The sequence below is a fragment of the Streptomyces sp. NPDC102437 genome, from assembly GCF_044765565.1.
In the GTDB taxonomy this organism is placed as follows: Bacteria; Actinomycetota; Actinomycetes; order Streptomycetales; family Streptomycetaceae; genus Streptomyces.
Window position 1 is genome coordinate 123,148 of sequence record NZ_JBIWKI010000013.1, and the last position, 12,515, is coordinate 135,662.

Genomic DNA, 12,515 nt, shown 5'->3' on the forward strand with positions numbered 1-12,515 from the left:
CTGATGGCCTGGACCGGATGGAGTCAGTACGACGCGCCGGACAACCTTCCCCGGCCCGCGCATTGGTCGAAGGACGCCGCGTGTCGGGAGGCCCACCCGGACCTCTTCTACCCGGAAGGGGACTCCGGGGTGGCCCACCTCGACACCGCGGAGGCCAAAAGGTGGTGCGCGCGGTGCCAGGTCCAAGACCGGTGCCTCGCGGACTCCTTGGCCCGGGGCGAGCCTCACGGCGTGTGGGGCGGCCTGGACGAGAAGGAGCGGCGCCGCCTCCTCCGCCGGCAGCGGGAGCAAGCCCGAGCCGCGTACCGGCAGGAGCGCAAGCGGGAGGAGGAGGCCGCCGATGTCGAAGCGCAGTCGGCCGCGGCTCCAGCGGCCTGAGCTCCCGCCGAGCGGGCTCCTGGACTGGCACAGCTCAGACCACTGGTCCACCAACCCCGCACCGTGCCGCTACTGCGGCCACATGACCAACCTCCGCGACTCCCGGAAGCACCCCGCGCACAAGACGTGCGCGGAGGACGCCGTCCGCCAGTGGGTCCAGGAGGAGAGCGAGAAATACCAGAACGAGAGGCTGACCGACACATGAGCATGAGCGACGGAGACAACCACCTGTCCCGGCTTGGGATGAAGTACAAGCCGCGCCTCAAAGGTGAGGAGCGGACGAGGGCCGCGCGGAGCCTGGCGAAGAAGTACGACGCCGGAGCCACGATCCGCGGCCTGGCCGCGGGCCGGGGCATGTCGTACGGCACGGTCCGCAAGCTCCTCCTGGAAGCAAAGGTCGAACTCCGCAAGCGCGGAGGCCGGGCACCGCGGGCACAGGCCCGGTGATGCGGCGCTTCCTCCTCGGCCTGCCATACGGCGCTGTCCGCACGTCGCTGCTCGAAGCGAATGCCAACGTGCGTAGCCGCGCCGGCCGGCCCCCTCGTGTCCAGACCCGCGCATGAACGCGCGCACCCTCACCCCTACTTGCACGAAAGGCCACCACATGAGCGGCTTCAGCCTGAACCGGCTCGTGCGCGACGTCCTTGAGTCCAGCTCGAAGACGGACCCGCGCAATCTTGCGGACGAGGTCCTCGACCGCGTCGACGGACACGATCTCCGGGCAGCGCTCGGGCAGTGTCTCCCCGCGTTCGTCCGCGAGGAGATCCGTAAGAAGCGAAACGGCGGGGTGCCGCCGCTCGACCGGGGTGAACTCCAGCTCGTCATGACGGAGCAGCCGAGAGGCCCCGGAGGCGCTTCCCGCCGGCACGCATCGGTTCGGCTGGCTCGCTCGGCGAAGGTTGCAGCGATCCGCGCGGCGGGGCCGCGCTGGCTCGACGACCGGCTGTGCACCGGCGAGCACGAGTGGAAGCGCCTCGGCGATTGCACCTTCACGGATCTGATGTATGCGGTCAGGCAGCGGCGCGATCAGGCGGCGCGCACTGAAGCGGTCGCCGCAAGCCTGGAACGCCTCGCGGATCTGCTCCGTACGCACGGAGTTGAGTGCGTCCGTGACCTGCCGGCCGAGGCGATCAACTCTGTGGGCGGTGCTGCAGCGTGACGATAGACTCGCCCGCAAACGTCCCCGACGGCCAAACCCCATCCGGAACCCAAGCATGCTCCGCCGTCGAGGAGCAGGCTCCGCCGGCGCCGACCATTGTGGCATCGACACCCAACGATGGCTCGTCGGCGTCGGCGGTCGGAGCCCTCGCCACAGACTTCCCCGACGGCCATCGTGTCCTCGATAGCCATACGGCAACCGCCGTCGGGGAGCAGGACCCGCCGACACCGGCCATGCATCGCTCGGTACCCAAAGCCGGGTCGCCGGTGTCGGCGCCCTCCCTCGGCCTTTGGGCAGACTCCAACGCCCCGCTCCTCGCGCTGCTCGCTGACGTCCTCGACGACCTTGAACGCACCCGCATCGCGAACGAGAACAGGCTCCGGCAGCTCACCCGTACCGAGCCGGACAAGGACGGCGAAGAGCGCGGCTTCGGCCTCACCCTCGACCATCCGCAGATCGCCACGCTCTCGGACATGGTCGAGACGCTCGCCAAGGTCGAGCACCAGGCCACGCTGAACCTCCAGCGCGCCGTGCGCAAGCACCCGCTGGGCCCGTGGGTGAAGGCGACGATCGGCGTCGGTGAGAAGCAAGGCGCCCGCCTCATCGCGACAATCGGCGACCCGTACTGGAACACGCTCCACGACCGGCCACGCACAGTGTCTGAACTCTGGGCGTACTGTGGGCTCCACGTAGTCTTCCCCGCCGCCCAATGGCCTCACGGCCCCCAACTATCAGTCGGCGGCGGGGAGCAGACTCACCCCGGCCGAGGAGTACCCGACGCCCAGTTCACGGTCGCCGGGGTGATCAAGCAGGGCGACCCCGGCCAGAGTGAGCACGGCACCCAGAGATCCGCCGCCGGGGTCGCCCCCAGCCGGACACGAGGCCAGCGCGCCAACTGGTCCACCCTCGCGAAGACACGCGCCTACCTCGTCGCCGAGTCGTGCATCAAACAGGCCCGCTCACCGTATCGAGCGGTGTACGACAACTCCCGCGAGAAGTACACCGACGCCACCCACGCGGCGCCGTGCCGCCGCTGTGGCCCCTCCGGCAAGCCCGCCGCCGCGGGGACGCCGCTCAGCGCCGGACATCAGCACGCGCGAGCAATACGCGCCGTCATGAAAGCCCTCCTCCGCGACCTGTGGCGCGAGTCGCGACGGATCCATGAGGAGGCCCGGTGATGCGGCGCTTCCTCCTCGGGCTGACGGCCGGAGCCGTCGCCGGCGGCGTGACGTACGCCGTCCATCCGGCACCCCCCTGGTGGTTCCTGGTCGCCTTGGTGGTGGCCGCCGCCGTGTGGTTCAGGGAGCTGTGGGTGGACCTCCTCATCACCTGACCGCTCGCCCGAGAGGGCCAGGCGCCCGCGGCCTGGCCTCTCGCCCTTCCCCTCTTCCCGCCCCATTCCTGGAGACCGGTGTGTCCACCTCCTCCCGCCCTGACTCGGCGCGCCCCGTGCGGTACTTCCACGGCGGCGTCCCCGGCCTACGCCCCGGCGCGCTCGTCCTCCCGCCGGAGACCACCGGCACGGAGCGGACGCTCACCGCAGACGTGCTGAGCATGGGCGGCGCCGCACGGCGGGACCGGGTGTACGTGACCACCGGGCGGGAGGTGGCCCGGGTCTACGCCGCACTCCACCCGGACGGCGCGCTCTACGAGGTCGCGCCGGACGGGGACCTGGCACCAGACCCGGACTGTCACGTGCCCGGGGTGTCGTTCGAGTGCGCCACGGCCCGCGTGGTGCGGGTCGTGGACCCCGTCGTCCTGGCCCGCACACGGCCACTGGACGCCTGGCTCCGCAAGCTCGACCGGGCCACGGAAGAGGCCGGCCGCCAAGCGGCCGTGGGCAAGCCGTGACCGCCGCGGCACCGCCGCTCGGACGGTGCGCACTGTGCCGCCTCCACCGGGCACTATCCGTGCACACCTCGGCCCGGGACAGGCTCAAGCGGCTGGCGTGTACGCCCTGCTGGTCTACGGCAACCCTCACCGAGGAACGCGGCGACACAGTGACCTGGGCCCCCGGGCACACCGAAGAGGCCACCTCGGTCGAAGGCGGCCTGTGGTGAAGCGGGAATCAGTCGTTCTTCTTCTCGGCGGGCCCTGCGGTCTCGCCGAGGGCTTGAAGCGCCCGCTGGTAGAAGGCGGGCGATACAAGTACGGCCTGCTGCTTCTCGCGCCGGGTGAGGACGATGCGCTCCTCGCGGAGGCGCACGCGGGCGATGACCTCGGTCAGGTTGGCGCGGGCGTCGGAAATGCCCATCTGGACTTCGAGGGACTGACTCATAAGGGAAGCGTACATGACCACCCGTCGAAGGTTCATGTCCGACGGAATTGCGTATGCGTCGTGTTGTACAGTTCGAGCATGGGTAACGATCTTCCGCGCCACTGCTCGGCGCGTCCACTTGTCCACGAAGCACCCTTGAAGGACCTGCTCACTACGGAGGAACGCCGAGGTCGTCGGAGCGTGGGCCCGCACGTCTATCGCTTCTACGCGGAGGACCGGGAAGCGCTCTACATCGGCGTCACGTGTGGCACCGCACTCCGGTGGGCTGATCACCGTAGGAGCTCCCCGTGGTGGTCGGAGGCGAGGTATGTGGCCGTCTCCTTCTACGGCACGTACGAACAGGCGATGGTCGCCGAGGCCGCCGCGATCAAGGCCGAGCGCCCCTGCTTCAACAGGCAGTGGATCACTCCGCGCAAGCAGACGGTCATCCAGTTCGGAGACGGCGCCGAGGCCATCGCGGCCGAGCTGCACAAGATCGCGTCTCCCGAGTTCGTCGGCGAACTGGCCCGACTGCTGGCGTCGCCCGAGCAGTTCCCGCAGCCGCTACCGCCCCCTGTCCCAGCCTTTCCCCAGCCATAGCGGCCATCGGGAGGGGCCGCCCCGCGACCCCTCCCCTTCTCTCCCCGACCACCCGAGCACGATCGAGATGAGACGACGTGAGGATTCGGCGCTCAAGGCTCACCCGGGACTTCCTCCAGGTGCCTAACGCGACCGCGCGGGATGACCGCCTGAGCCACATGGCTCGCGGCATCCTCGTCGAGCTCCTCAGCCGTCCCGACGGCTGGGAGACCACCGCCGATGACATGTGGCGCGAATCTGTGGCCCGGCACGGCAAGGGCAGCCCTGGGCGGCGTGCCTTCCGGGCCGCGTTCGCCGAGTTGAAGAGCCACGGGTACCTCTTCGCCGAGGTCGCCCCGCTCGCCGGCGGACGTCATGGCACGGTCTTGACCCTGTGTGACGTTCCCGCGCTTCAGACCGAGGTGCCGTGCGACGGTTCGCCGGACTCCACCGACGTACCGCACGCTGGTACGTCGGCCCCACCTGCGGGAATGGACGTTCTCCCAGGTCGCACCGACGTACCGCTTTCCGACGTACCACACGCTGGTACGTCTAATAGAAAACGGTCTAGGAATACGGGAAAAGAGAAAACGGGTGGGGTTGCTGACGCCGTAGGCAATGGTGCGGGTGGTTTCGAGCGTGCGGGCGCGAGCGACAGCGCGGCAGACGAAAGCGGCCAGGCCGATGGCGGCTACGCCGCGCCCGAAGGAAACACCCCTCCCCAGCGAAAGAAGTCACCCCGGCCGGCCACGACGAAGACCCGGCCCCGCCAGCAGGTGCCCGGCTTCGAGCAAGTGAGGGCAGCCGTCCCCGCCGAGGTGGCCAAGCCCGAGACCAAGCTGTTCCCCGGCCTACAGCGGGCGATCAACGACCTGCTCACCGGTAACCCGGCTGCTGGCATCCCGAGCCGGACCCCGGAGCAGGTGATCGCACGCATCAACCGCCGCTGGTACGGCGAGCACGCTGATGCCCGCTCGGCCGCCGACTACCGCGGCTGCGCCCGGTGCACGGCCTCCGGGTGCGACGCGGCGCGGCGCGGCCTCGAGAACCCGGAGGGCTGCGACCGGATCAAGAACCGCAACTCCTGGCTCGCTGCCGCGATCCTCGCCCAAGACTGCCCCGACCCTTCGTGCGAGGACGGGCAGCTCATCGGCGGCACAGGATGCCGGGACTGCCAGGAGCGGCGCGAGGAACGTCGGGAAGCCGAACGCGCTGCTGCCGAGGCCGCTGCCCGGATGCAGGAGCACATCGACGCCGAGGCCGCCGCCCGTGCTGCTGACACCGCATGGTCGGACGCTGAGACCGCCGAGGAGCACCGGGTCCGCGCGCTCCTGGCCGCCGCCGGCGTGTACGGCGTGCGGCTCGACCATCAGGTCCACCAGCACATGACCGGCTGGCGCGACCGGAACCCGAAGCCCAGCCCCGCCAGCCACTGCGAACAGGCACCCGCAGCCCCCCAAACGCCCGTCCAGGGAGCGTTCTTGATACCCGTGCCCACCGGGGCCGCCGAGGGCGCCGCAGCCCCGCACACGGCCACTGAACGATCTTCGTCCCGCCGGCACCTGCTGGAGAACTGCGACGGCTGCGACCGGGCCCACCGCCCGACCACCCCCGGCAAGCCGTGCGCGACCTGCCGCGCCGAGCAGCGGGCGGTGAGCAACGCGTGAGCCCCGACCTCACCCCCGGCCGCCTGGACGAGATCCAGGCGCTCGTCCGGCAGCTCGCCGGCACCATCCCGGACGGCGACCTGGTCCCGCTGCTCGCGTCCTGCCGTACCGCTTTGACGGACCTCCTCGCAGACCGGGACGCACTGGTCACCGCCAACGCCGAGACCGCCGAGGAACTGGCCTTGTGGACCGGGGCCTTGCGATGACCGCCCGGCGCACCCGCAGGAAGCCGAGATCCGCCACCTTCCGCCCATGCATCCCACCCATGCAGCACCAACTCACCCGGAGGACCTGATGAAGAGCCCCGTCCCGTACTTCGGAGCGAAGGGCCGCACCGCCCCCTGGATCGTCAGCGTCCTGCCCCCGCACCAGCACTACGTCGAGCCGTACTGCGGCGGCATGTCCGTCCTCCTCGCCAAGGCGCCATCCCCGATGGAGACCGTCAACGACCTCGACGGTGAGCTGATGACCTTCTGGCGAGTACTCCGCGACCGGCCCGCCGAGCTGATCCGCGCCTGTGCGCTCACCCCGCACAGCCGGCACGAACTCGCGGCCGCACACGAACCGGTCGAGCCCGCCGATGATCTGGAGCTCGCCCGCCGCATCTGGTGCCGCCTCGCCCAGGGCCGATCCGGCACGCTCCGCAACACCGGGTGGCGGTACTACATCGACCCCGCAGGCTCCGCCACATCCATGCCCGGCTACATGGCCGCCTACGTCGACCGGCTCGCCGCCGCCGCGGAACGCCTGCGCCGCGTCTCCCTGGAGTCGATGCCCGCCCTCGACCTCATCGCCAAGTACGGGCAGAAGGAGGACGTCCTGCTGTACATCGACCCGCCGTACCTCGGCACGACCCGACCGTGGTCGAACTACCGCATCGAGATGAAGGACGAGGCGTCGCACCGCGCGCTCGCGGCCGCGCTCGCCGACTGCAAGGCCGCAGTCGTCCTCTCCGGGTACGCGTCGCATCTGTACGACGAGCTGTACGACGGCTGGCACCGGGCCGACGAGCAGACCATGACCGGCAACGCGGCCGCAACGAAGGGCCGGACCGAGGTCCTGTGGTCCAACCGCGTACTCGCCGGCCGACTCAGCCTCTTCGGCGACGACGCCGCGTGATCAGCAGTACGCCCGCCCGGGTCGTAGCCGGGCGGGCGACCACCCACCGTACCCACCACCAGGAGAACCCCGTGACGTACTACTGCGACGACTGCGACGCCGAGTTCGAGGCGCCCACGGACACGGCCACTGTCCGGTGTCCCGGCTGCGGCGAGATGGCCGACAAGGTCACCACCCCCGCCGACGAACTCCGCGCCGCAGATGCCCGGCTGCGTGCTCTTGCCACCGCCGCCAGCACCGACACCGACGGCACCCCCACCACCCAGTGGAGCACCGCACCCTGCTGGCCCAACGACCCCGACGGCACCAGCCGCCTCTACGGCGACTACCTCACCCGCGACGACGGCCGCCGCATCGCCTGGCCGCCCCTCCTGCACGGCGGCAGCCAGCAACGACCGACCCGCATGCAGACCCAGCACGCCGACTACATCGCCCTGATGGGCCCCGGGCTCGGCCTCGCCCTAGCGGACTGGCTGAACGCCGCCGCGAAGTTCTACAACGCGTCCGTGACGGCAGCCGCCAACGTTTGGCCGGAGACGCGCGACATCGCCGAGCGTGACGCCTGGGTGGCCAAGCACGCCGACGGGCACGCCCTCGCGGTGGCCCGGCAGATCCTCGGCGCCGGGCAGGGACCGAAGGGACTCACCGCCGGGCACGTCTGCGACAACTGCGACGGCATCGATCCCAGCACCTGCCTGACGAACCCGGAACGGACCGCCCCCGCCGGGACCGAGGAGCCGGGCCGATGAGCGACCTTGTGGTCCGCGCCTTCCGTGGGCGCCGCGCCTACCACCTGAGGCAGAGCGACTACTCGAAGACCCTCCAGGACGAGCCTGAGATGGCGCCAGTCCGCGACCGCGCAGAATCCCTGCGCAGAGAACTGGCTGAGCGGTCGCACCGGTCCCGACTCGGCTGGACACACATCACCATCACGCCAGCTACCACGGAGGAGCCAACCCGATGAGCGACCAACCCACCTCCCGCACAACCAAATTCAACGAGGCAGAGGCTCGACGTGGCCTGATTGGTCTCGTACAGAAGATCGCGAACGAGCGCTTCCCTGATCCCGTGATCAAGAAGGGAACGGTCGCGATGTTCAGCGGCCTCCTGGCCCTGTACGGAGACGCGGTCCAGAAGACGGCCACGGAAGCGCAGGCGGGCCAGGCCGAAGCGCGTATCGCTGAGCTGGAACAGAAGCTCGCCGGCGCCGAACTCCACGCTGCCCGGTTCCATGCCGCATGGCACAGCGCCCGCCTACGCGCCCAGCGCGAAGCCAGCCACTCCCGCGTATCCCGCATCAGCCGCGACGGATGGAGACGCCGCGCCAAGCGGACCGAGACCGCCATCGACCGCGTGCGGGCCCTCCATCAGCCCACCCAGGGCCTCGGGTTCGGCTGCGACGAAGACCCACGCTCCTACGGCGACATCGCCCAGGCATGCACCTCGTGCGGCAAAGCAGACGAATACGGCGTCCGCTGGCCCTGCCCGACCATCCGCGCCCTCGACGAGCAGCCCACCACCTGACCCACGGAGGACCCCATGTACCTGCCGGAAACCCCGTTCAACGCCGACGACGCCTCGTCGTACTACACCCTGGAGATCGACGAGACAGGCCCCGTCGTCTACTCCGAGTGCTGTCTCGACCGCATCGGCCTCAGTACCGCCCGAGTCCTGCACGAAGCCCTCGGACGCTGGATCGCCGACCAGCCCGCCCCTGAGACGGATGATCAACCCCGCGCCTGACCCGCCCGGCCCGGTCGCGCACAGCCGTGCGGCCGGGCCGCAGCCCTGACCCATGAAAGAGCCCGCTGATGCACGACACACCAACCGCTCGCCCCGTGACCGTCCACGAGCTGCGCGACGCGCTCTCCCGCTCCCACCAGGGATGGGCCCTCGACCTCTCTCCGGAGATGGCTGAACACATGGCCACCAACCTGCTGGCCGACTTCCACGTCCACCACCGCCCGGACGCCACCACGAAGGCCGCCGCGGCCATCGACCTCGCCGCCGTACCGCTGATCCTCCCGCCCCCGCCCCCGCCCGGGCCGCGCCTCGAATACGTCTCCAGCCCAGCCCCCGACGGGTGCGTGATGACGACGTACTCCATCGACCGTACCCCGATCACCGACCCTCGCGAACGCACGCTCTGCCGCGGGCTGCTCGTCCACGCCCTGACCCTCCTCGACACCCAGGAGGCATGACCAATGACCACCCCGGCCACCCCGGCCGCCGAGGAGCAGCTCCCGCCGTACAGCGGTGAGGACGTCACCTGTGGGAAGTGCGCCAATGTCGGCGCCTACACCAGCCACCGCGCCGCCGGTGAGTTCAGCGGCAACGAGGCCCCGAGGTGGGGACGGTCCCGCAAGGGGGAGCGCCTCGAACGGTCCTGCTCCCGGTGCAGCTTCATCTGGGACGAGGCCCTCGTCCGGCCCGTCGACAAGCTCGACGAACAGCTCGCCGCCTGGCTCCGCGAACAGATCGCCAACGCGCTGCGGACCACGCCGACCAGCGGCCACGTCCACACGCCCGGCGAGGAGCGGTACGACCACCACCCGAAGAACGAAGCGGAACGCGGCCACACATACACGTACACCTGCGCCCTATGCACCCGCGACGTCGACGCCCTCACCGCCGCGGTGGTCGACGTCATCAGCCTGGCCGTCATTAACCTGCCGGCCACTGACCCGACCGGAGCCACATCATGAACGAGAACCCCAACCAGCACCGCCCGGACCCGTCCACGGACAGTCCGCTCGCCCGGGGCGGAATCGTCCGGACAGCCCCGGCCATCGGAGAGACGATCGGCTGTGGGCCCCTCCCGACTAGGGCGGACTCTGCCCGGACAGGGCTGGACATGGACGGTCCGGATGGTGTCCTCATTGAGCCGCGCGCCCTCGCGGTGGCCAGGCAGATCCTCAGCACCGAGACTGAGCCCTTCCTCCCCGCGGACACCGTCCTCGACCAAGGGGATACGGCCGGGGACACGCCCCCGGCCAACGGGAGACACGCGCGGACACCTGCCACCGCCGGGGAGCCCTGGTGCAGCCTGACCAGTGGGGACACCGCCCGCCCCCACGCCGAGGACACCGGGGACACGACCGGGGACAACCGTGGGGACGGTGTTCGCTTCGCCTACACCGCCCGCGTCCGCCGCGGTCAGGTCCGCCACGCCATCACGGAGGCCTTCGAGCTCCTGGACCGCGAGCTCAACTCCCGCCCCGGCACGGAGAAGGGGCAAAGCCACGATGCGTGACCACGGGCCTAAAGGACGGCTGGTGTGGGTCTTCTGGGCCGCTGGGCGGCGGGGAAGACTGGCCGGGACATGCCAGTGGATAGGGAGAGGGCGGTGTCTGTGGCCAACAACATCGACTCGGCGCTCAAGCGGGCCCGACTCGCGCTGAACATGACACTGGAGGAGGCATCCGATGCCCTGAACGCGATCACCGGCGGAGCGACGGACGCGAGCCTGATGAGCGCGTGGGAGTCCGGGCGGCGCCGCACAGGCAAACGGAACCGGGCCGGCCTGTGCCAGATGTACCGAGAGCGCCCCGAGGCGCTGTTTGCCCACCAGGACGGCGCGGCCACCAGCGTGCTGGAGACCTCGGGCACCGCCGTGGTGGTCAAGGTGCTCACCCGCTGGACTGACTTGGTCGAGGCGATGGTCGATGTCGTCGACGGGGCGCGCGAACAACTGGTCGTCACCGGCAGCCGCTCGCGGGAAAAGGCGTACTTAGCGGCGATCGAGACGGCCGTGGCCCAGCGCCCGGACATGGTCCACTATCGCGTGCTGTACGGCCCGCCGCGGCACCGCGCGCTCGCCGAACATCTGCTGCGACTGCTGGAGTTGCGTGACCCGTCCACACGCCGCAACGGCGTCAAGACGCTGCACATGGGGATGGTGGAGTCGGACCAGGCGCTGGAGCGGTTCTTCGTCGCCTCGGAGACCGCCGCGGTGGTGCCGCTGCCGTCCTTCCACGGCACGGAAGGGTTCGACTGCGGCGTCTTAGTCGGTCGCGAGGCAGCGGTGGGCCTGGTCCACCATGGGCGGGAGGCATGCGCGTCCGCGCGGCCGGTGGAGACGATCGAGGCCGTCCGCGCGCTGCCCGTACGGCACAACTGACGTGGGGGAGAACATGAGCGAGGACCTGCAACAGCCTGCACAGGCCCGAATGGCGTCCGTCGTCGGCCTGGCCCAGGAGCTGATCCGCCGTCCCAGCCGGGCAGGGATCGACGACTATGGGCCGGTCCTGGGCGTGCTGGAGGACTGGCTCACTACCCGCAGCCTCCCGCACAGGCGCCTGCACGATGGCGCGGGTGCTCTCGTCGGGCTGCTGGTAGAGATCCCTGGAGGGCGGCCGGGCTCCTGGTGGGCGCTGGACGCTTGCGTGGACACCGCCCCGTACGGGGACGAGACGGCTTGGTCGTTCCCGCCGGCCTCCGGTGAGATCGTGGATGGCTGGCTGTTGGGCCGGGGTTCGGCGGACTCCAAGCTCGCCGCGACGATGTTCTGCCATATCGCCGCCGACCTCGCGCCACGCGCTGAGTCTCTGTGCGGCGGGCTCGCCGTGCTCCTGGACGTGGATGAGCACACCGGCGACTTCGGCGGCGCCCGCGCCTACCTCACCGATCCGTCCACGGCCCGCCCCGCAGGAGTGATGATCGGCTACCCCGGCATGGGTGAGGTCGTGGTAGGTGGCCGGGGCCTGTGGCGCGCCACCATCACGGTCCACGCCCCATCGGGGCACTCCGGTTCGAGTAGGACCGTGGTCGGCGCCGTCACCCGCGCCGCCCACCTCGTACGGCTCCTGGACACGGCCAAACTGCCCAGCACCGCCGGTACTTTGGGGTTCCCGCTGCCGCCGAAACTGTCGGTCACTGCCTTCCATGGCGGTCAGGGTTTCTCGGTCACCCCTGACCGGGTCGACATCAACGTGGACGTGCGCACGACTCCCGGCTTCGACGCCCATGACGCCGAGACGCTCGTACGCAAAGCGGTCGCCGAGCTTGACGCGGAGCTGCCCGCCCCGAAGCCCACCGAGGTAGCCCCGGTGGCCGCCTGGCCGCCGTTCCGCCTGGCCGAGGACGAGCAGCCCGCCGCCGCCCTGCTGCGGGCCGCCGCCGGGGCAGGGCTCACGGTCCGGCCGAAGACGGCTGGGCCGTCGAACATCGGCAACCTGCTTGCCGGGGAAGGGATCCCGGCCACTGCCGGGTTCGGGGTGCCGTACGAGGGGCTGCACGGCATCAACGAACGCGCCCACCTCGCCGAGCTCCCCGCGGTGTACGCCGTCTACCAGCGCGCCGTGCTCGGCCTCCTTGAAGGCTGACGTCCAAAGCACGTCCCAGGAACGTCCCAGAT

At 70.4% G+C, this 12,515-nt stretch carries 21 protein-coding genes; 20 read left to right on the forward strand and 1 reads right to left on the reverse strand.

The features are described from left to right. Nucleotides 1-3: 3 nt before the first annotated feature. The 7 genes from ACIRJP_RS18690 to ACIRJP_RS18720 all read left to right on the forward strand — a co-directional run bounded on the left by ACIRJP_RS18690 (nt 4) and on the right by ACIRJP_RS18720 (nt 3,388). Nucleotides 4-378, forward strand: a complete 375-nt coding sequence (locus ACIRJP_RS18690; RefSeq protein WP_404174913.1) for a WhiB family transcriptional regulator — start codon at nt 4-6, stop codon at nt 376-378. Further along, nucleotides 341-583 carry a hypothetical protein gene (locus ACIRJP_RS18695; protein ID WP_404174915.1) on the forward strand — a complete coding sequence of 81 codons (243 nt, stop codon included), beginning with the start codon at nt 341-343 and terminating at the stop codon, nt 581-583. The genes ACIRJP_RS18690 and ACIRJP_RS18695 overlap by 38 nt, the downstream gene beginning before the upstream one ends. Beyond that, the gene (locus tag ACIRJP_RS18700; protein ID WP_404174918.1) at nt 580-825 is read left to right on the forward strand and encodes a helix-turn-helix domain-containing protein; all 246 of its coding nucleotides are present in this window, start codon (nt 580-582) and stop codon (nt 823-825) included. The genes ACIRJP_RS18695 and ACIRJP_RS18700 overlap by 4 nt, the downstream gene beginning before the upstream one ends. A gap of 157 nt (nt 826-982) precedes the next feature. After that, entirely contained in the window at nt 983-1,537 is a 555-nt protein-coding gene (locus ACIRJP_RS18705) for a hypothetical protein (RefSeq protein WP_404174921.1), read from the forward strand. Nucleotides 1,538-1,803: 266 nt separating this feature from the next. Next, on the forward strand, nt 1,804-2,715 hold the full coding sequence (locus ACIRJP_RS18710) for a hypothetical protein (protein ID WP_404174924.1): 912 nt from the start codon (nt 1,804-1,806) through the stop codon (nt 2,713-2,715). Beyond that, nucleotides 2,715-2,870 carry a hypothetical protein gene (locus tag ACIRJP_RS18715; RefSeq protein WP_404174927.1) on the forward strand — a complete coding sequence of 52 codons (156 nt, stop codon included), beginning with the start codon at nt 2,715-2,717 and terminating at the stop codon, nt 2,868-2,870. Before ACIRJP_RS18710 ends, ACIRJP_RS18715 begins: the two co-directional genes overlap by 1 nt. 80 nt (nt 2,871-2,950) lie before the next feature. Continuing rightward, on the forward strand, nt 2,951-3,388 hold the full coding sequence (locus ACIRJP_RS18720) for a hypothetical protein (RefSeq protein WP_404174930.1): 438 nt from the start codon (nt 2,951-2,953) through the stop codon (nt 3,386-3,388). A gap of 217 nt (nt 3,389-3,605) precedes the next feature. Here the strand turns inward: ACIRJP_RS18720 and ACIRJP_RS18725 are convergent, their stop codons facing one another. After that, nucleotides 3,606-3,815, reverse strand: a complete 210-nt coding sequence (locus ACIRJP_RS18725; RefSeq protein WP_404174933.1) for a type II toxin-antitoxin system prevent-host-death family antitoxin — start codon at nt 3,813-3,815, stop codon at nt 3,606-3,608. 78 nt (nt 3,816-3,893) lie between these two features. Between ACIRJP_RS18725 and ACIRJP_RS18730 the strand changes: the two genes are divergently transcribed. The 13 genes from ACIRJP_RS18730 to ACIRJP_RS18790 all read left to right on the forward strand — a co-directional run bounded on the left by ACIRJP_RS18730 (nt 3,894) and on the right by ACIRJP_RS18790 (nt 12,483). After that, on the forward strand, nt 3,894-4,394 hold the full coding sequence (locus ACIRJP_RS18730) for a GIY-YIG nuclease family protein (protein WP_404174936.1): 501 nt from the start codon (nt 3,894-3,896) through the stop codon (nt 4,392-4,394). Between the two features lie 375 nt (nt 4,395-4,769). Continuing rightward, on the forward strand, nt 4,770-4,988 hold the full coding sequence (gene cas5 / locus ACIRJP_RS18735; RefSeq protein ID WP_404174939.1) for a CRISPR-associated protein Cas5: 219 nt from the start codon (nt 4,770-4,772) through the stop codon (nt 4,986-4,988). 179 nt (nt 4,989-5,167) lie between these two features. Beyond that, nucleotides 5,168-6,040, forward strand: a complete 873-nt coding sequence (locus tag ACIRJP_RS18740; protein WP_404174942.1) for a hypothetical protein — start codon at nt 5,168-5,170, stop codon at nt 6,038-6,040. Continuing rightward, entirely contained in the window at nt 6,037-6,246 is a 210-nt protein-coding gene (locus ACIRJP_RS18745) for a hypothetical protein (protein ID WP_404174945.1), read from the forward strand. The genes ACIRJP_RS18740 and ACIRJP_RS18745 overlap by 4 nt, the downstream gene beginning before the upstream one ends. A gap of 88 nt (nt 6,247-6,334) precedes the next feature. After that, entirely contained in the window at nt 6,335-7,159 is an 825-nt protein-coding gene (locus tag ACIRJP_RS18750) for a DNA adenine methylase (RefSeq protein WP_404174948.1), read from the forward strand. Next, nucleotides 7,156-7,908 (forward strand): zinc ribbon domain-containing protein, encoded by a 753-nt coding sequence (locus tag ACIRJP_RS18755; protein ID WP_404174951.1) that lies wholly within the window; start codon nt 7,156-7,158, stop codon nt 7,906-7,908. Before ACIRJP_RS18750 ends, ACIRJP_RS18755 begins: the two co-directional genes overlap by 4 nt. A gap of 211 nt (nt 7,909-8,119) precedes the next feature. Then, nucleotides 8,120-8,683, forward strand: coding sequence for a hypothetical protein (locus ACIRJP_RS18760; protein WP_404174954.1), 564 nt, complete (start codon nt 8,120-8,122; stop codon nt 8,681-8,683). A gap of 15 nt (nt 8,684-8,698) precedes the next feature. Continuing rightward, nucleotides 8,699-8,902 carry a hypothetical protein gene (locus ACIRJP_RS18765; protein ID WP_404174957.1) on the forward strand — a complete coding sequence of 68 codons (204 nt, stop codon included), beginning with the start codon at nt 8,699-8,701 and terminating at the stop codon, nt 8,900-8,902. Nucleotides 8,903-8,970: 68 nt separating this feature from the next. Next, nucleotides 8,971-9,360, forward strand: a complete 390-nt coding sequence (locus ACIRJP_RS18770; protein WP_404174960.1) for a hypothetical protein — start codon at nt 8,971-8,973, stop codon at nt 9,358-9,360. Nucleotides 9,361-9,363: 3 nt separating this feature from the next. Further along, entirely contained in the window at nt 9,364-9,864 is a 501-nt protein-coding gene (locus tag ACIRJP_RS18775) for a hypothetical protein (protein WP_404174963.1), read from the forward strand. A gap of 149 nt (nt 9,865-10,013) precedes the next feature. Further along, a complete protein-coding gene (locus ACIRJP_RS18780; protein ID WP_404174966.1) occupies nt 10,014-10,412 on the forward strand; it encodes a hypothetical protein in 399 nt (132 codons plus the stop codon). A 93-nt stretch (nt 10,413-10,505) separates the two neighbouring features. After that, on the forward strand, nt 10,506-11,279 hold the full coding sequence (locus tag ACIRJP_RS18785; RefSeq protein WP_404174969.1) for an XRE family transcriptional regulator: 774 nt from the start codon (nt 10,506-10,508) through the stop codon (nt 11,277-11,279). A 13-nt stretch (nt 11,280-11,292) separates the two neighbouring features. Continuing rightward, on the forward strand, nt 11,293-12,483 hold the full coding sequence (locus ACIRJP_RS18790) for a M20 family metallopeptidase (protein ID WP_404174972.1): 1,191 nt from the start codon (nt 11,293-11,295) through the stop codon (nt 12,481-12,483). Nucleotides 12,484-12,515: the final 32 nt, after the last annotated feature.